The sequence below is a fragment of the Bacillus cereus group sp. MYBK15-3 genome (assembly GCF_051916765.1).
GTDB classification, from domain to species: domain Bacteria; phylum Bacillota; class Bacilli; order Bacillales; family Bacillaceae_G; genus Bacillus_A; species Bacillus_A cereus.
Map to the genome: position 1 here is coordinate 1,033,158 of NZ_JBQAHG010000002.1, position 20,117 is coordinate 1,053,274.

A 20,117-nucleotide genomic window follows, 5' to 3' on the forward strand; every position below is an offset into this window, starting at 1 on the left:
TTATCATGTAAGAATTATGGAGGAAAAGTATGACTCAATATACGCCTATGATACAGCAATATTTAAAGGTTAAGGCAGATTATCAAGATGCCTTTTTATTTTTTCGCTTAGGCGATTTTTATGAAATGTTCTTTGAGGATGCTGTAAAAGCAGCTCATGAACTTGAAATTACATTAACGAGCCGAGATGGCGGTAGTAGTGAACGTATACCAATGTGCGGTGTACCGTATCATGCGGCTAAAAACTATATTGAACAACTTGTTGAAAAAGGATATAAAGTAGCTGTTTGTGAGCAAGTAGAAGATCCGAAAACAGCTAAAGGTGTAGTACGTCGTGAAGTAGTACAATTAATTACGCCAGGAACGATGATGGAAGGGCGTACAATTGATGAGAAAGAAAATAACTTCTTAGCCGCATTAACACATTTTGAAGATGGATCATATGCATTAGCTTGTAACGACTTAACGACTGGACAAAATACAGTAACGTTATTGACTGGTTCAGTAGAAGATATTTTATTAGAAGTGTATGCAACTGGTTCGAAAGAAATTGTTGTTGATTCTTCATTTTCTAAAGATGAACTAAACAAGTTAACTGAAACATTGAAAATGACGATTTCGTATGAAGATGCAACGGCAATTCCGGAAGGATTAGAACATCTTGTGAAAAATGTTTCACAAGCAAAATTAATTAAAGCAGTTGGACGTTTATTTAACTATGTAATAAGAACGCAAAAACGTTCTTTAGATCATTTGCAACCAGTAGAAATTTATTATACGAATCAATTTATGAAAATTGATGTACATTCAAAGCGAAATTTAGAACTGACAGAAACACTTCGAACGAAAGAAAAAACAGGATCACTATTATGGTTATTGGACAAGACGAAAACAGCTATGGGTGGTCGTATGTTAAAACAGTGGATGGAACGTCCACTTATACAGAAAGAAAGAATTGAAGAGCGTTTAGAAATGGTTGAAACGTTTGTAAATGATTACTTCTTACGTGAAGATTTAAAGGAAAAGTTAAAAGAAGTATATGATTTAGAACGCTTAGCAGGAAAAGTTGCATTTGGTAACGTAAATGCAAGAGACTTATTACAATTAAGACGTTCATTGCTTCAAGTACCAGCTATTTTAGAAGCAATTAGTTTGTTAGATAACGCTTATGCATCGAGATTAATTCAAGGTGCAGATCCATGTGAAAGCTTAACAGAATTACTAGGAAGAAGTATTCAAGAAAACCCACCGCTTTCGATTAAAGATGGAGATATTATTAAAGATGGTTATAATGACAAGCTTGATCAATATCGTTACGTTAGTAAAAACGGGAAAACGTGGATTGCTGAGCTTGAAAAAAGAGAACGTGATATTACCGGAATTAAATCATTAAAAATCGGATACAACCGTATTTTCGGTTACTACATTGAAGTAACGAAAGCGAATCTTGCAGCACTTCCAGAAGGTCGCTATGAGCGTAAACAGACGCTTGCTAATGCTGAACGTTTCATTACAGATGAACTGAAAGAAAAAGAAACGTTAATCTTAGAAGCTGAAGAAAAAATTGTACAGCTAGAATACGATTTATTTACAGCACTTCGTGAAGAAGTAAAAGTATTTATTCCGAAATTACAACATTTAGCGAAAGTAATTAGTGAATTAGACGTACTGCAAAGTTTTGCAACAGTTAGTGAAGAAGAACAGTTTGTAAAACCTGTACTGACAACGAAGCGCGAAATCTTTATTAAAGATGGTCGTCATCCTGTTGTTGAAAAAGTATTGAACGGGAAATTGTATGTACCGAATGATTGTATTATGCCAGAGAATATGGATGTCTTTTTAATTACAGGGCCGAACATGTCTGGTAAAAGTACGTATATGAGACAATTAGCACTTGTAACGGTTATGTCGCAAATCGGTTGTTTCGTACCAGCAACAGAAGCAGTATTACCTGTATTTGACCAAATCTTTACGAGAATTGGTGCAGCGGATGATTTAATTTCAGGTCAAAGTACATTTATGGTCGAAATGTTAGAAGCGAAAAATGCAATTGCAAACGCATCAGAAAGAAGTTTAATTTTATTCGATGAAATTGGACGCGGTACATCTACGTATGATGGTATGGCACTTGCACAAGCGATTATTGAACATATTCATGACCAAATTGGTGCAAAAACGTTATTCTCTACGCATTATCACGAATTGACGGTGTTAGAAGAGAGTTTAAATCAACTGAAAAATGTACACGTTTCAGCAATTGAAGAGAATGGAAAAGTAGTATTCCTTCATAAAATTCAAGATGGAGCAGCTGATAAAAGTTACGGAATTCACGTTGCGCAACTTGCGGAGCTTCCAGATAGCCTAATCGCTCGTGCGAAAGAAGTGTTAGCACAGCTAGAAGGACAGGAAGAAATTATTATTCCAAAGCGAGTAGAAGTGAAAGTACAAGAAGCTACTCCAGAACCTGTAGTTGTAAAAGAAGAAATAGCAGAAATACAGGAAACGAAAGTAGAGACTGAAGAAGAATCGCAACTATCTTTCTTTGGAGGAGAACAGTCTTCGAAGAAACAAGAAAAGCCTCTGCTAGATCAAAAAGAAACAGCAGTACTGGCGCAAATTAAAAAAATCGATTTACTTGATATGACACCTTTAGAAGCGATGAACGAATTGTATCGCTTACAGAAAAAGTTAAAGAAAGGATGAGTAAGTAGATGGGGAAAATTCGCAAACTCGATGACCAACTCTCTAACTTAATTGCGGCAGGGGAAGTAGTAGAGCGCCCTGCTTCAGTCGTAAAAGAACTTGTGGAAAATTCTATCGATGCGAATAGTACATCTATTGAAATCCACTTAGAAGAAGCTGGGTTATCGAAAATTCGTATCATTGATAATGGTGATGGTATTGCAGAAGAAGACTGTATCGTCGCTTTTGAACGCCATGCAACGAGTAAAATTAAAGATGAAAACGATCTGTTCCGCATAAGAACACTCGGTTTCCGCGGTGAGGCATTGCCAAGTATTTCCTCAGTTAGTGAATTAGAATTAATTACTAGCACAGGTGATGCGCCTGGTACACACCTTATTATTAAAGGTGGAGACATTATAAAGCAAGAGAAGACTGCGAGCCGAAAAGGAACAGATATTACAGTACAAAACTTATTCTTTAATACACCAGCACGTCTTAAATATATGAAAACCATTCATACAGAGCTCGGAAATATTACAGATATCGTGTATCGTATTGCAATGTCACATCCAGAAGTATCGTTAAAACTATTTCATAATGAAAAGAAATTGCTTCATACGTCAGGTAACGGTGATGTAAGACAAGTACTTGCATCGATTTACAGTATTCAAGTTGCTAAGAAGCTTGTTCCAATTGAAGCTGAATCTTTAGACTTTACAATTAAAGGTTATGTAACATTACCAGAAGTAACGAGAGCATCTCGTAATTATATGTCAACGATTGTAAATGGTCGTTACGTTCGAAACTTTGTATTAATGAAAGCAATTCAGCAAGGATACCATACATTACTGCCAGTTGGCCGGTATCCAATTGGTTTCTTATCGATTGAAATGGATCCAATGCTAGTTGACGTTAACGTACATCCAGCGAAATTAGAAGTTCGTTTTAGTAAAGAACAAGAATTGCTAAAGCTGATCGAAGAAACATTGCAAGCTGCATTTAAAAAAATACAGCTTATTCCAGATGCAGGTGTAACAACGAAGAAAAAAGAAAAAGACGAAAGTGTGCAAGAACAGTTCCAGTTTGAGCATGCGAAGCCAAAAGAACCATCTATGCCGGACATCGTTTTACCGACTGGCATGGATGCAAAACAAGAAGAACCGCGGGCTGTGAAACAGCCTGCGCAGCTTTGGCAACCACCGAAGCAAGAATGGCAACCACCACAGTCGCTCGTGAGAGAAGAACAAAGTTGGCAACCATCCACTAAACCGATAATCGAAGAGCCAATTCAAGAAGAGAAATCGTGGGACAGTAATGAAGAGGACTTTGAACTAGAGGAATTAGAAGAAGAAGTTCGGGAAATAAAAGAGATTGAGATGAACGGGAATGACTTACCACCGCTTTATCCAATTGGACAAATGCATGGAACATATATTTTCGCTCAAAATGATAAAGGATTATATATGATTGACCAGCATGCCGCGCAGGAACGTATTAATTATGAATACTTCCGTGATAAAGTAGGAAGAGTAGCGCAAGAAGTACAAGAGTTACTTGTACCGTACCGTATTGATCTATCTCTTACTGAATTTTTACGTGTCGAAGAACAGTTAGAAGAACTAAAAAAAGTCGGGCTATTTTTAGAACAATTCGGCCATCAATCCTTTATCGTCCGCTCGCATCCAACATGGTTCCCGAAAGGACAAGAAACAGAAATCATCGATGAAATGATGGAGCAAGTTGTTAAACTAAAAAAAGTTGATATTAAAAAGTTACGTGAAGAAGCAGCCATCATGATGAGCTGTAAAGCATCCATTAAAGCGAATCAATATTTAACGAACGATCAAATATTTGCTTTACTGGAAGAACTACGTACAACAACAAACCCGTACACATGCCCGCACGGAAGACCAATTCTTGTGCATCATTCTACTTATGAGTTGGAGAAGATGTTTAAGAGGGTTATGTAGAGTGAATAGATTACATATGAAAAGGGAGTAACATTTACTGTTGCTCCCTTTTCATATGTAGATTTAATTGTAAACGAGAATATGGTGGAGTAATTTTGTATTGTATTTCTTGGTTGCGTTAACTTAAATTTATCTATGTATAAAAAAGCGCTGTATACAGCACTTTTTAAAAGGTGCATGAATTGTATCATTACTAACTAAATAACTATGCATGGCCAAATGTTGCTTCTTATTTAGCCAATTGTCATAAGGATCTATACAATTACTTCTTTTTATTATTATTAATTTTTTCAGTGTATAGAACTTGCTCTTTATAGTGCTTCTTAATTGGGAAGTTATGTGTACCTGTGCCGTTCTTGAATTTTTTGTCAATGGGGTTCTTTAGAGGAACTGTTGTAGTTTCAGTAAATTCATATGGGTAATTTATTTTAGATTTATCTTCAAACATGAAAATGCCTCCTTTTAGGATCTCCTAAATTCTTTACTATAACATGATATGCATATAGATATTTTTTGGACTAGTTATTTATATAGGTTAATGGAATTTAATTACATAACTAATGAAACATTTTAAAGGAAAACAATTTGAGAAAGAAATGGTATGAATAGATGTTGGCTCCTATTGTTATTTTTTTGTTTAACAGCACAGTGAATTGTGCATATAAATTCATTATAGATTGTTTTTATAATATGGTTTATATGGGGTTTTCCTGATAATATAATGTGGAATATTATAGTGTTATTAGGTTATTAGGAACATCTAATGCTGTTTCATAACTGAAAGGGAATTGAAAAAAAACTGAAACTTTTCTCATAAAAATTCAATCTAACTTGAAAAATGAAAGGAAAATGAAATTTTCCAAAAGATATTCTTTGTTAAGATAAAAAGCATACATACAAAAAGCATTGACATATCTTAAAAATGTATTTTCAAGATATAGTGGGGGAAAAGATGAGATTAGAAAAACAATTAATAAAAAAGATGTATTATGAAACATTCCTAATGGAGAATGAAACAAAGTCAATTCTTGACGTACTTGGACAAGCTTATGTAAACGAAGAACGAAATGAGATTTCTGATGGGTCTTATATTCGTTTTGCACAAGGTGAATTTTATTATCGTCATCAAGATTTTGAAGCAGCTATTTTTAAATGGGAGAAGGTTAGTAATGAATTAGCACCATGGGCACAAAAAAATATTGCGGATGCTTATTTCGAACTTAATCAATTACCATATGCTGAAAATATTTATACTTCCATTACTACTGATAATAAAATATTGATGACCGAAATTAGGTTACAATTACTTTCTCTTTACATTGAGCAAAATAATTTTGATTCAGCTTTCGGTGTTATTAAAGAAGCAGTTTCTTTAAATCCTGATTATCCGAACGTCACAAAAATTGCCCGTTCCTTTTATGAGGAACAGCAAGATTTTGATAGTGCAGTAGAGCTTGCTGTGAATGAGTTAATTCGAATAGAGTCGTATCCGTGGTTTGAGGTGTTAAAAGGATATATCGATAAAGGGTTTACTAAACATATTTCACCAGACTATTTTTATGATGCATTAGCTACATTAAATAATGTAGATCAAGTACAATTTACACAAATGGTTTCATCACTTTGGAACAGTTATAAAGATGAACCAAATTATTTATTATGGCTTAATACAATAAATGAATTTTTCTTACATATTGAAATACATTCGTCCGATATATGGAACAAAGTTTCTGCTCTTTACGAAGAAACGTACTTTACATTAATTCAAGGTCAATATACGCTTAGACAATTAGACGATATCATACCAAATCTGTTAGCAAACTGGTTAAAGGTAGTCAATCCATCTTATGCTGTATTTCCATCTGCAGCTGTATTGGCATGGGATGAGATTTTCCCTTCCAAAATAGATTCAGCAAATATAGAACATGCGGAAAACTTACTGTCACATTCTATTAATCATGTAAATGGCTTAGAGTACAGCTTACACCTTTTTGAATCTATTACACAGTGGGCACAAAAGCAGAATATAGAAATAGGTCACCGATTTAAATGGTTAGTTGACGAGCTCGCAGATTTAAGAACAAATCGTATTTTAGTAACGGGAACTTCAGGGAACGGAAAAACTACATTTATTAACTCTATATTAGGAGAAAATATATTAGAAAAATCAATTTCAAATGTAGTAGTTTTAAAAAATGATGCTCATATAGAAATAAACGCTATAACAGACTCAGCAATTACAACAACGGAAGATATCACTGATTACCATAATATGATGTCTCAGCACCATCAAACATATAGAGATAGAGCGTGTGTTGAATTTAAATTACCATGCAGATTTTTAAATGAAAATAAACTTACATTTGTAGTGACACCTGGCTTTAATAGAAATAACGACACTAGAGATGAGATATTCGAATTTTTAAATTCTGTAGACGAATTACTGTTCGTATTGAATGCGGATTCACCTTTTACTGATAAAGAACGTGACATTCTATTAAGTATTCAAGAACATACGCCAAATTTACAAATTCATTTCTTATTAAATAAAATCGATAACATTTACAGTGAAGCAGAAGTGAAAAGGGTATTACATGATACGGCAACGAGAATAAATACATATTTCCCGTATGCGAGAATTTTCCCTTATTCCTCGTTATATACAAGTAGTCAACAATTAAATGGTTTAATCGAGTTTATTCATTTTAACTTTAATCATAAAAATATCGATGCAGAACGTACTGAAAAGTTATTATTTTTCATTCGAAAAACAATTACATATCTTTTGGAGAAACGTGTTGAGAAAGAAAATAACCTGGTGGATGCTATTAATTGGAATGAAGATATGCTAGTGAAACTAAACGGTAGCATTAATAACCTTACTGCATTTGAAAGGGAAAAAATTCATTTCATTACACAATCATATCGTTCAATGAAGACTGAAATTACAAATGATCTTACCGAAAATATTCCGAAGATATTAAAGAGCTGTTCTAATTTAATTAGTGAAGAAAGTGATTTCGGGCACATGGATACGGAACTAAATAAAGCAATGAATGAAAGAGTGCATAAATATTTAGAACAAACTGTATTACCTAATCTTGCTCTTTCTATGCAAAATTGGATTGCAACTTCTAATAATGAGCTTCTTCAAAGTCAAACGTATTTAGAAGAACTTAGTGAAGGGCTTAATTCACTATTTGGAGAAAATAAAATACAGTTAGAATGTGACTTTAAAGTGCTTGATGACTGGCGCAGAGATACTGACAGGATGACGACTAGAATACAAATGGATGAAGTAAATATTTTACGTCGATTTACGCCAGCACAATTTTTACTAAAAAGTGCCGGTAAATTATTTGGAGTTCTTCCTAAAAATAAATCTATGCTATATAACAAATATAAACAGTATGTAGAAAATGAAGATTATACTGAAGTAACGGCTTCTATTATGAAGAAATTTTTCTTGCAATTTGAGCTGTTTGAAAACACACAAGAGAGGGATATTCATATATTCTTTAGGAATCCATTTAACTCCTTAAAGCAAGCTGTAGAAAATACGCAATTAGAAATACAAGAAAAACAAGAGATGTTACATAAAATGAAATCAAATCCTGAAGTTTATCATGATTCTATCATGCTCTTTGAATTGAGATTGCGTCAATGTGAAGTAATTTTAAATATAGATAATGATAATACCTATACAGATGTAGCTTTAGAAACAAGTGTAGAATAAAAGTAAAAGGGAGCAACTGTAATAAGTTGCTCCTTTTTCATATAGATTATTTTTCTGTTTCTTTAATTTTAGTTTGTACTTCGCCAGTTTTAATTTTATTGCTTTCTGAGAAACGTAATAAATCGCCTTCAATAATTTTGTCAGACATTCGTAATTCATTTTGTGCACGTTTAATGAGGGCTTGAGCTTCTTTTTTTGGTAAATCTACAATTTCACCTGTTATACGGTCGTAGAAAGTGTTGTTTTTGTATGCATACTTATCTGTAACGAAGCTACCATCACGTAAAACAACAAAGCCAGTATATTCATCTGAAAACATATCATGGCCAAAACGGATATCATTCGTAGAATCAACACCTAATAAATTTAGAATCGTAGGTTTCATATCGATTTGTCCCGTAGGCTTTGAAATAGTTTGACCTTCTGTTTGTCCAGGAATATGAATATATAAAGGCGTACGTTGTAAATTTAAAGTATCAAATTCTGTTATTTGATCTTTTTCTAAAAACTGTGCCATTGCACGATTATGTTTTTCGGAAATACCATAATGATCACCGTATAACACAATAATAGAATTATCGTAAAGCCCCTCGGCCTTTAGACGTTCAATAAATTTTTTAATTGATTCGTCTAAGTAACGTGCTGTTACGATGTAACGATCAAATACGCCATTACCAGAGTTGTATGGTTCAATGAATTTTGTATCTTCATCATACGTAAATGGATAATGGTTTGTTAAAGTGAGGAAACGAGCATAGAATGGTTGATTAACAGTTTTTAATATATCTACTGATTGATCAAAGTATTCGATATCTTTTAATCCCCAATTTAAATTTGTTTCTGGTGTAATTTTGTAATCAAGCTCATTATAGTAACGATCATAACCAAGAGCAGAGTACATGATATTACGATTCCAAAATGTTGCGTTATTCGCATGGAATACAGAAGTGAAATAACCTTGCTGACGTAAAATTTCTGGAGTCGCAGTATAATCATTGTTACCGTGTGTGAAGAATACAGCCCCTCGACTTAATGGATACAACGACGTATCAATTAGAAATTCAGAATCGGATGTTTTCCCTTGACCAGTTTGATGGAAAAAGTTATCAAAGTAATAACTTTCATTTATGAATTCATTTAGGAATGGTGTAACTTCTTGCCCATTGACTGATGCGCCTATTAAGAAGGTTTGCAAGGATTCAAGAGTGACGACAATTACGTTTTTTCCTTTCGCTGCACCAAACATATTAGGGTTTGGCTCGCTTTGGTTTGCTTTTACGTAGTTTTCAGTTTCTTGTAATTTACTACTATCAGCAAGCGCTTTTTGTGAACCGGCTTTTACTTGCAGTGTTAAGTCATATACTTGGTGAGTATATAAGCCTAAATTTTTGACAAGCATGACTCGGTCGAATGATCTCGTTAATAATTCGGGGCGCTCTTTTTCTGCAAGATGTAGATTCGCAAAGAATACACCAATTGTTAAAAGAAAGTATAACAAGCGTGTAGAATGAGTTACACGTTCGGTTTTAAAGACCAATGATTTCTTTTTTAATAAAATAAAGAAGAAAACAATGTCTACGAATGCGAGTATAATTTTGTAGTTTAATATTTCTATAATACTACCGCCTAATTGTCCAAAGTTTGAGGTTTGTCCAAGTACTGGTAATGTAACGAAATCACTATAAAAATCATAGAACATTATATTTCCAACGAGTACGATTGTTAACAAGAAATTAATACATAGCGCTATATAATTTCGCTTTTCACCAGTTGAAAATAATGCTAATCCAACAAATGCTAATGATGCGGCTAGAGGACTAATAAACAAAATAAGCTCTTGCGTTGAAGACTCGATTTTTAAATCAAAACTGAATCGCGTAATAAGATATGTTTTTAACCATACTGCTAAAGCCATTATTATAACAAAGCTTATATTTTGCATTTGTAAATTTATTTTATTCTTCATTTTTACACCTTCTTTATACAATTTATTTAACTGAAGTTATATATTATGTTTTTATAACTATTAGAGTGTAATGAACCATTTAGACTTTGTTTTCTAAAGGGAATAATTTGAAGTATTCATATATATACAATGGGGATTTTTAAAGCGTAGTAGCATAAATATAACTCTTTTTTGAGAAACAGGAAGAAAAAGTCATAGTTGTAGTGAAATTGACTTATAGACATCCTACCATATTAAACACTATGATGATGTTACAAAATATCGAACAAATGAAAGTGAAAATGGATAGAGACTTTTAAAACTATTGACATTCAATTTATTAGAATTGAATACCAATAGTTTTAAATATGTAGTTATATTACATATGTATTTTGTAAAATTCCGATTTTTTGTCGGTTAATCATTAGCCGGGAAGGATAGGGGGCTTATTAATATATTTTTACTATATAAGTAAAGTGTTTTGAAATTAGGAATATTTGACTAGAATCTTAATGATAGAAATTAAATGTCAGATAAGTACTTTCCAACATACAGACCACTTGCAGCTGCTTGAGATAATGAATGCGTAACGCCTGAACAATCTCCAATTAAAAATAGCCCATGCACACTTGTTTCAAAATAGTTATTGAGTTTTATCGTAGGAGCATAGAACTTTCCGTCAATTCCATATAACAAAGTATCTTTATCAATCGGTTCTTGTATAAATTGTTCTAAGCGTAATAAAAACTCTTTGAGCCCTTCAATATATAATTGAGGGATTTCTTGATTCAAATCTCCATAATCCCTCTGTAGTGTAGGGTGTATACGATTATGCTCCATGCTGTTTTCCACCGTAGGTTGTTTCTTTAGTAAGTCCTCTAAGCGCTGTATAACAATCCGATCTCGCCCTTGGTTAATGCCTTCAATAATTGAACTTGCGTATACATTTGCTTCTTTGAGAGTAGGAAAATAGCAAGGAATAAATAAAGTGAAATTTAAGTTAGAAGTGCCAGTTCCTTGTTCTCGAAAATTTTGACCGTCAGGCATAACTAAACCTTCTTCGTACTTTCGAATGATGCGGCCTTGTGGATTCATACAGTAAGTAGTTGCTGTGAAATGCTCACCTTGATAAGAAAGTTTTGTTTCAAAAGTATCTTTTAATATAGAACGTAATTGATGTTCTTTCATTTCTACTCTAATTCCTAAATCTACACGTGTTTGCTCCTGAGAAATATTTAGGGAACTGCATATTTCTTTTAACCAATCGGCCCCAGAGCGCCCAGTTGCAAATACAAGTTGCTTAGTTTGAACTGTTCCTTGATTTGTCTCTATTGTAAAATGATCTTCCTGTTTCAGAATATGTTGTACATCTATATGAAATTGGATCTTTATTTTCGTCAGTAAAAATTCATAGAGCTGCTGAAAAATGTTACTGGAAAGTGTAGTACCAAGATGTCTTACTTCTGTTGTTAGCATTTGTAAACCACACGCTTCAGCTCTCTTAGTGAGACTTGAATTTTCAGTAGAATATTTTGAAACCGAACTTCCACCAAACTGACATAGAATTTCATCTACTTCAGCCATGAGTTGTATAAAACCCTCTTTACCGACTTTTTTCTCAAGTTCTCCGCCAAATCCGTTTGTATAATTAAATTTCCCTTCAGATTTTCCTAAACCACCAAACCCGAAATATTTATCACATGTAGTACAATTACACACTTTTCCTTCGTCTAAAGGACAATGGCGATCTTCTAGCGCTTTACCTTTATCAAGAATTAAAACTTTTTTGTTACTTTTAGCTAGTGAATAAGCCATAAAAATGCTACTTACTCCAGCGCCGATAATTGTAACATCATACATATTCTTCCACCTGCTAACGAATAGTTTGTTTTTTATTTTTCTAGTGTATAACAATTTTATGAAGTTAAGAAATAGCTTTTATTAATAAAGTGGGAGTTTTTGAACTTGATGCTTTATTAATTTCTACGAGTGGTGGAGTAAATACAAAAATTTTTATTTGAAAGAAGAAACAGTTTAAAAAATAACTATGTCATATGATTAATAACATCTTACATAGAAAAAAACAGACCTTTTAAGTGAAGAGGTCTGTTAATGATTTTAAATCTTATTTAGCAAATACATGGTTACCAATTACTGCTACTGTTTGACGTGTCGTAATCCACTTGTCTGTTGATGTTTTTGGATTGTAGAAATAAAGCCAGTCAGAATGTACTCCATTTGTGGAGATAGCCTCTTCTACAGCCATTTTTGCTTCTGCGCTTGCAGGCTGATTAATTCTTCCATCTGTAACAGGAGTAAATGCATATCCGTATTTAATAGGTTCATAAATAACGCCTGTTATTGTATTTGGAAAACCTTTTGCATTTACACGATTTAGTATAACTTTCGCTACTGCTACTTTTCCTTTATAGGATTCGCCACCTGCTTCAGCGGTAACTAAGCGTGCCATTAAGTCTTTTTCTTTTTGTGAAATGCTTGAGTTGATTTTTAAATGTTGTCCTGTATAAAGCTTGTTTCCGACTGTATTGTTCATTTGTTTTATAGATTGGACAGTGACATTGTAACGCCTTGCTATCGTTTCTAATGAATCTCCCGGTTGTACTTGATAAATAATTTGTCCAGAAATGTTGGCTGGCTTGGTGTTTTGAGGAACAGTGATTTCATTTGATTTCACGGACCCTGGAATATGTAACTGTTCGCCAATAAAGGTTTGATCGTTTCCTTTATTATTAGCCTGTTTAATGGATTGTATTGAAACTCCGTATTGTTTACTAATGCCCCAAAGTGTATCGTTCTTTTTTACTGTATGAATGGTAGAAGCTTCAGCTGTGCTTTGACTACATACGAATGTAATTGCAGCTGCAGATAAAGGGATTATATGTTTTAGTTTTAGTAATTTCATTGTAAATCCTCCTAAGAAAAAATTAAGGTGAAACTATTAAGTAATGTAGTTTGAAATGTATATATGCGTAATATATTAATGTAAGTATATTAGCACATATAAAATAAATAATCACTATAAGTTTCATCTTCGTGTAGTGTAGAGTCCGAATATGAAATATTGCATATGAAAATACATTGAAGTTCATATTTCTGATTACTATAATCTATTTAGTAGAAAGGGAATACGTTATAGAAATAAAATCATTATAGATTAATATAATGATTAATTATTAATAGGAGGATTAATGTAATGAAAATATTTCAAAAAATGTGTGCGTCAACTGTAATCATTACAACACTTTTAGGAACAGGAGGTACTATCAATAGTGTACATGCTGATTCTATAGAACAGCAGATTAAATCAGGGATAGAACAAGAAACAGATAAGCAAATCATTGTAAAATTTAAAGCGGATTTGGATTTGCCATATGAAGATGGTATTGAAAAACAAATACAATCTCAAACGAATGATAAAGTAATAAAAGATCTTTTGACAGAATATCCAGATGTAACATTTACTCGTTTATTCACATCTGTAAGCCCGGAACAAATACAAAACCTTGAAGTGAAAGCACCTAATCATGTATCTACAAGTTTATTAAACTACTATATTCTGCAAAATCAAAATAGTGGGTATGAAGAAGAAATAGTAGATAAGTTAAAGGCATCTTCTTTAATAGAAGATGCGTATATGAAGAAACAAGAGAAAATAATGCCACCTGAAGTGCAATCATCAAGTGTAGCTCTTAATCCTAGTAACAATCCTAGATTTAAAAAACAAGGTTATCTTGAAGCGGCCCCATACGGTATTAATGCGCCTTTCGCCTGGGGAATTCAAGGCGGTAATGGAAATGGTATCACTTTTGTTGATATGGAATACGGATGGTTATTAAATCATGAGGATTTATTACATCAAAAAATTGAGTTAATGTCTGGAAGAAATATAGATCAGCATGTCGGTCATGGGACGTCTGTACTAGGAATTGTATCCTCTGAGGACAATGAAGTTGGGAATATTGGGATTGCGCCAAAAGCGAAAGCAAAGGTTATCTCTCAAATAAGAGATAATGGACAGTATAATACGGCTGATGCAATATTAAGCGCTGTAAATCAGTTAGAAGCTGGGGATGTTTTATTGTTAGAGGCACAAGCATCTTTCGATGGATATGGTGATAAATATTTACCTGTTGAAGTACAACCAGATATCTTTGATGCAATTCGTGCTGGTACAGATAAAGGGATTGTAATTATAGAGGCCGGAGCAAATGGGTGGAATGATTTAGACCAGTTCAAAGATAGAAAAGGTAAGCAAGTCTTAAATCGTAATAGTAAAGATTTTAAAGATTCGGGTGCAATTATGGTAGGAGCTGGCTCTTCATCTTTCCCTCATGAACGTATGTGGTTTTCGAATTATGGAAGCCGTATTGATGTGTACGGATGGGGAGAAAATGTAGATACAACTACAGCCGAGCAAAGTAGAAGTGCTGTAAATCTTTATACTTCAAGCTTTAGCGGAACATCTAGTGCTTCGCCAATTATTGCTGGGGCAGCGACTTTAGTACAAAGCATTGCTAAAGAAAATTTAGGACAACCATATAGACCAAGTGAACTAAGAGCAATATTAAGTAACCAGAGCACAGGAACAAAATCTAAAGATCCATATGCAGATAAAATTGGTGTTTTACCAGATTTGAAGTCTATACTAGCAAACTTAGGCTATGAACAAAGAAAACCAAACGGTGGGAATGAATTACAAGTAACAGAAAATGAACCAAATAATGAGCCTAGACAGGCAAATAAAGTTAACTTTCATACACCGGTGAAAGGAACGCTACATAATAGTGATAGAGTAGATGTATTTACTTTCCAAATTGATTCGCCGGAAAATATTAATATTTCTTTACTAAATGAACAAAATATTGGAATGACATGGGTACTTCATCATGAATCAGATTTAAATAACTATGTAGCATATGGTGAAAATGAAGGCAATGTAGTTAAAGGAACTTATAATGCAAAGCCAGGTAAATATTATTTATACGTCTATAAATATGAGAATAAAAATGGTTCATACGTATTGAACATAAAATAAGTAAAAGGAACTTCAGATGAAGTTCCTTTAAATTTTTCTAATTTAGTATATGTGAATGATTTTTTAACTTTACTTCTATGCAATATTTCATATTGATGAAATGTTATTTATTTTTTCTGAGCTAGCTTATATTATATTCAATAAGTTTGATATAAAAACAGAAAGAGAGAGGGATAATAATGAGCAATAAGAAGTTAATTTTGAAATCATTCATATGTAGTACAATATTTATCACATTTGTATTTGCTTTACATGATAAGAGAGTAGTTGCAGCTAGCTCTGTTAATGAGCTTGAAAATTTGTCAAAATGGATGCAACCTATACCTGATAGTATCCCGTTAGCACGAATTTCAATTCCAGGAACACACGATAGTGGGACGTTCAAGTTGCAAAATCCGATTAAGCAAGTATGGGGAATGACGCAAGAATATGATTTTCGCTATCAAATGGACCATGGAGCTCGCATTTTTGATATAAGAGGACGTTTAACAGATGATAATACGATAGTTCTTCATCATGGGCCATTATATCTTTATGTAACACTGCATGAATTCATAAACGAAGCGAAACAATTTTTAAGAGATAACCCGAGTGAAACGATTATTATGTCTTTAAAAAAAGAGTATGAGGATATGAAAGGGGCAGAAGATTCATTTAGTAGTACGTTTGAAAAAAATTATTTTGTTGATCCTATCTTTTTAAAAACAGAAGGAAATATAAAACTTGGAGATGCTCGTGGGAAAATTGTACTACTAAAAAGATATAGTGGTAGTAATGAATCTGGAGGATATAATAATTTTTATTGGCCAGATAATGAGACGTTTACCACAACTGTAAATCAAAATGTAAATGTAACGGTACAAGATAAATATAAAGTGAGTTATGATGAGAAAGTAAAATCTATTAAAGATACGATGGATGAACCGATGAACAATAGCGAGGATTTAAATCATCTATATATAAATTTTACAAGCTTGTCTTCTGGTGGTACAGCATGGAATAGTCCATATTACTATGCCTCTTATATAAATCCTGAAATTGCAAACCATATAAAACAAAAGAATCCTGCGAGAGTAGGCTGGGTAATTCAAGACTACATAAATGAAAAGTGGTCACCATTATTGCATCAAGAAGTTATAAGAGCGAATAAGTCATTAATAAAAGAATAAAGATGATGAGAGTAAGAAGCGATAAAATATATCGCTTCTTTTTATTTTTAAAGTGGATGAGCAAAAAAACACGAAAGTGGTTGGTCCGCTTTTTACAAACATCTATTATGATAAGAGAAGAAAGGGAGTATGTTATCAACGTTTTAAAGAGGAAGGTTTTTATGTAAGTTCTTTAATTAAAATAGATGGGTCTTAGAGAGGTGAAAAGACAATGAGTTTTGCAATTTCACTAGTCGTTATTATTGTAATTGTATCGCTATTTGGGACTGTACTAGTTGCAAGAAACGTGGAAGAGAATTACGGTAAGTCTACAAGAAGAAATGTGAAAAACTTATCTGCAATCTATATTCTTCTTCTTTTTGTTCTACTGATTGGGGTAACATGGTATGCGGTAATGATTTGATAGTTTGTAAAAGAACTGAAATGAGAGTATGAAGTTGGAATTTTAGAAGGTATCGAGTAATCAGAAAGAGAGCCATTTTGGATATATCTATTTGCGGATAAGAAGATGTGACTAATTAATACTATTTTTAGAGTGAATACTGTTAGTAATAAATTGAGATTAGTTTGTTTTGAGAGGGGCAACTATATGGAATGGAAACCAAATCGTGCAGATAAGACACCTGTATATAAACAAATTGCTGATTATATTGAAAGAGGCATTTCTTCAGGCGAATTTCCTTCTGATAGTAAGTTACCTTCTGAGCGTATGTTAGCAAAGGAATTACAGGTGAACCGGAGTACAATAGTAGCTGCGTATGAAGTATTAAAATCACTTGGAGTAGTAGAACGACAAAAGGGAAGCGGAACACGGGTCAATACGGACATATGGGGTGTCTCACATAAACGAATACCGAACTGGGGTAGGTACGTGGAGGATGGATCGTTCTTACCTAACGTACCACTCGTTCAACAAATTCGAACGGAAACACAAAAAGATGATTTAATTAATTTAGCAAGCGGTGAACTGTCACCAGAATTAATTCCAAGTGATAGATTTCGAACAATTTTGTCGGAGAAAACATTTATGGAAAACCTCGGTTATGACCATCCACTTGGAAATGAGATGTTGAGAAAAACAATTGCAGCACATGTTCAGCAATATAAACAAATTGAAGCAGATTCAAGCTCTATTCTTATTACGTCAGGAGCACAACAGGCGCTTAATCTTATCGTTCAATGTTTATTAAAACCTGGTGATGCGATTGCGATTGAAGATCCTTCGTATTGTTTTTCGCTCCCAATGTTTAAATCGGCCGGTTTAAACATATTTCATTTACCTGTTGATAAGGATGGAATGAATCCAGATGACTTAATCGATTTGCACAAAAAGCATCGCATTCGTATGGTGTTTTTGAATCCAGATTATCAAAATCCAACGGGTACTGTGCTTTCATTAGCGAGACGTAAAAAAATTTTAGAACTGTCTTCTGAGTTCGGTATACCAATTGTAGAAGATGATCCGTATAGTTTAATTTCTTTTAATGGAGAAGTGAACCCGACATTAAAATCAATGGACCAAAATGGAAATGTTCTTTATATAAGTTCATTATCAAAAATTGTTGCATCAGGATTACGTATTGGATGGGTAATTGGTCCTACACGCGTAATTGAGCGTTTAGCAGATGCAAAGCAACAAGTTGATTTTGGCCATAGTGTATTTACGCAGTGGGTAGCAAATCAATTTTTAGAATCAAAGGATTTCCATACACATATTACGATACTTCGTGGACAATTGAAGCAAAGAAGAGATGAATTAATTGCAGAGCTTGAAGGAACATTGGGAGAACGAGTTGAATGTTTCGTGCCAGAGGGTGGAATACATGTATGGTGTAAAGTGAAAGGAAAGTTTGATGAATATCACTTATTAGGTGAATCTATACAGAATGGTGTCGCATTTGTTCCGGGCAGTGTTTTAGGTTCGAAAAATGAATATATACGATTTACGTTTGGTAGAGCGAATATAGAACAAATTCAACTTGGAATTAAACGGTTTGCCGACACGCTAAATGAGATTTCATAATATGGATGTGCGATAGTGAAATGAGGGAAAGAAATGAAGTACGTGACGCTTTTACTTCAAGTAGGCGTGCTATATGTATTTAGCCTAGTGGGTACGTGGATTCAAGGAGTATTCCATCTATCAATGCCAGGAAGTTTAATAGGGATGTTAATGCTGTTCCTGCTCCTTTCCACTCGCATTTTACCGTTAAAATGGTTTGAGTTAGGTGCGGAAAAGTTAATCGTATTTTTACCGTTATTTTTAACCCCTTCGACAACAGGGCTGATGGAATACGGGTCTTTTCTTTTAAGTAAGGGGAGTATTATATTCCTTTTAGTAGTTGCAAGTACTGTAGTAACTTTGATTGTTTCAGGGTATATAAGTCAATTATTAATAACAACAAAAAAATAAAATCGACAAGGTGCACGATTCAAATGGTCTTAATTATTATTACTGTAGCAATTTATTTCTTGGCGACAAAGCTATATAAAAAATTTACGTTTGCATTTACGTTACCAGTGTTAACAGTTACGGCAATTATGATTTGTTTATTTTTGATTTTTGGTATTTCTCATCATGAGTATAGGGAAAATGGGGGAAACATTCTTTCAAGCTTATTGAGCCCTGCAATTGTAGCATTGGCCATACCTCTATTTAAAGAGCGAAAGATACTGATGAAAAATTTTTCATCGATACTAATCGGAGTAGTGATAGGTATAGTGGCTGTAACGAGCATGAATGTAGTGATTGGCGGAATTTTAAATATAGATAAGGAACTTATATTAACTACTTTACCACAGGTAGCGACAATGCCAATTGCCCTTTCAATAGCGGATCAAATTGGTGGTATTCCATCTATGACTTCTAGTTTTGTAGTTGTTGCAGGAATAACAGGCGCTATTATGGGACCAACAGTACTTAAGTTTTTCAGTATAACAAGTACGATTGGAAAAGGAGTTGGAATGGGCTGTGCATCACATATTATCGGTGTGAGTCGTTTAGTGAAAGAAGGCGAGAAAGAAGCGACTATCGGTTCGGTAACGATGATTGTAACTGGAATACTCATTAGTATACTAATACCGTATGGAACGAAATTTATTTTTTAAATGTAATGGAGATGATAACAATGACAACATGGTTTATAGTTACATTATTTGTTTTTGGAGCTATTAAAGTATTAGTTTCTAGCATGCCCACTTCTGTTGTAGAATCAATTATTAGTAAATTTGAATTGCATCAAAAGCTTGAGGTGGAAAATACTTCTATATCGATAGATGGAAAAAATATAGAGGGAGAAATGAAACTACAAGTTATTCATGAATTTAATGAGGCGTTGTTTTTAGATAAACATTATTTCCCGCCGCACGGAGAAGGAACACCAATAGTCATTGATACGAAGAAAGGGAGTAAAGAGATTAGATTTTCGCTATATAGCTATGAGGAACATGTTGATGTCATTAAGCAATATAAGAAGAAAGTCGTTGCCTATCGTTTACGCTCTAAAAGCCTTCAAACATTGGCACCATTAGTAATAACGGAAGAGTATGCTTAAGAA

At 33.5% G+C, this 20,117-nt stretch carries 14 protein-coding genes; 10 read left to right on the forward strand and 4 right to left on the reverse strand.

What is annotated here, in order from left to right; all coding sequences use genetic code 11:
- The first annotated feature begins 29 nt into the window (after positions 1-29).
- Both mutS and mutL read left to right on the forward strand, forming a co-directional pair.
- On the forward strand, positions 30-2,702 hold the full coding sequence (gene mutS, locus ACTFR8_RS13860; protein WP_000196029.1) for a DNA mismatch repair protein MutS: 2,673 nt from the start codon (positions 30-32) through the stop codon (positions 2,700-2,702).
- An 8-nt stretch (positions 2,703-2,710) separates the two neighbouring features.
- On the forward strand, positions 2,711-4,654 hold the full coding sequence (gene mutL / locus ACTFR8_RS13865) for a DNA mismatch repair endonuclease MutL (protein WP_025966585.1): 1,944 nt from the start codon (positions 2,711-2,713) through the stop codon (positions 4,652-4,654).
- Between the two features lie 262 nt (positions 4,655-4,916).
- Here mutL and ACTFR8_RS13870 read toward each other — a convergent pair whose 3' ends face one another.
- Positions 4,917-5,102, reverse strand: coding sequence for a hypothetical protein (locus ACTFR8_RS13870; protein WP_000461137.1), 186 nt, complete (start codon positions 5,100-5,102; stop codon positions 4,917-4,919).
- A 504-nt stretch (positions 5,103-5,606) separates the two neighbouring features.
- Between ACTFR8_RS13870 and ACTFR8_RS13875 the strand changes: the two genes are divergently transcribed.
- Positions 5,607-8,390, forward strand: coding sequence for a dynamin family protein (locus tag ACTFR8_RS13875; protein ID WP_252209680.1), 2,784 nt, complete (start codon positions 5,607-5,609; stop codon positions 8,388-8,390).
- A 46-nt stretch (positions 8,391-8,436) separates the two neighbouring features.
- Here the strand turns inward: ACTFR8_RS13875 and ACTFR8_RS13880 are convergent, their stop codons facing one another.
- The 3 genes from ACTFR8_RS13880 to ACTFR8_RS13890 form a co-directional block, all read right to left on the reverse strand.
- Complete coding sequence (locus ACTFR8_RS13880) at positions 8,437-10,356, reverse strand: LTA synthase family protein (protein ID WP_252209679.1); 1,920 nt, start codon at positions 10,354-10,356, stop codon at positions 8,437-8,439.
- A gap of 501 nt (positions 10,357-10,857) precedes the next feature.
- Positions 10,858-12,195, reverse strand: a complete 1,338-nt coding sequence (locus ACTFR8_RS13885) for an NAD(P)/FAD-dependent oxidoreductase (protein WP_252209678.1) — start codon at positions 12,193-12,195, stop codon at positions 10,858-10,860.
- Positions 12,196-12,460: 265 nt separating this feature from the next.
- Positions 12,461-13,258, reverse strand: coding sequence for a cell wall hydrolase (locus tag ACTFR8_RS13890; protein WP_000771177.1), 798 nt, complete (start codon positions 13,256-13,258; stop codon positions 12,461-12,463).
- Positions 13,259-13,549: 291 nt separating this feature from the next.
- Here ACTFR8_RS13890 and ACTFR8_RS13895 point away from each other — a divergent pair, with 291 nt between their 5' ends.
- The 7 genes from ACTFR8_RS13895 to ACTFR8_RS13925 all read left to right on the forward strand — a co-directional run bounded on the left by ACTFR8_RS13895 (position 13,550) and on the right by ACTFR8_RS13925 (position 20,114).
- Positions 13,550-15,391 carry a S8 family peptidase gene (locus ACTFR8_RS13895; RefSeq protein WP_000689191.1) on the forward strand — a complete coding sequence of 614 codons (1,842 nt, stop codon included), beginning with the start codon at positions 13,550-13,552 and terminating at the stop codon, positions 15,389-15,391.
- Between the two features lie 179 nt (positions 15,392-15,570).
- Positions 15,571-16,560 (forward strand): phosphatidylinositol diacylglycerol-lyase, encoded by a 990-nt coding sequence (gene plcA, locus ACTFR8_RS13900; protein ID WP_252209677.1) that lies wholly within the window; start codon positions 15,571-15,573, stop codon positions 16,558-16,560.
- 211 nt (positions 16,561-16,771) lie between these two features.
- The gene (locus ACTFR8_RS13905; RefSeq protein ID WP_252209676.1) at positions 16,772-16,963 is read left to right on the forward strand and encodes a hypothetical protein; all 192 of its coding nucleotides are present in this window, start codon (positions 16,772-16,774) and stop codon (positions 16,961-16,963) included.
- A 186-nt stretch (positions 16,964-17,149) separates the two neighbouring features.
- On the forward strand, positions 17,150-18,583 hold the full coding sequence (pdxR, locus tag ACTFR8_RS13910) for a MocR-like pyridoxine biosynthesis transcription factor PdxR (protein ID WP_252209675.1): 1,434 nt from the start codon (positions 17,150-17,152) through the stop codon (positions 18,581-18,583).
- A 33-nt stretch (positions 18,584-18,616) separates the two neighbouring features.
- A complete protein-coding gene (locus ACTFR8_RS13915; protein WP_252209674.1) occupies positions 18,617-18,973 on the forward strand; it encodes a CidA/LrgA family holin-like protein in 357 nt (118 codons plus the stop codon).
- A gap of 23 nt (positions 18,974-18,996) precedes the next feature.
- Positions 18,997-19,668, forward strand: coding sequence for an LrgB family protein (locus ACTFR8_RS13920; RefSeq protein ID WP_252209673.1), 672 nt, complete (start codon positions 18,997-18,999; stop codon positions 19,666-19,668).
- A 20-nt stretch (positions 19,669-19,688) separates the two neighbouring features.
- Positions 19,689-20,114 carry a YfmQ family protein gene (locus ACTFR8_RS13925; protein WP_000214643.1) on the forward strand — a complete coding sequence of 142 codons (426 nt, stop codon included), beginning with the start codon at positions 19,689-19,691 and terminating at the stop codon, positions 20,112-20,114.
- Positions 20,115-20,117 lie beyond the last annotated feature (3 nt).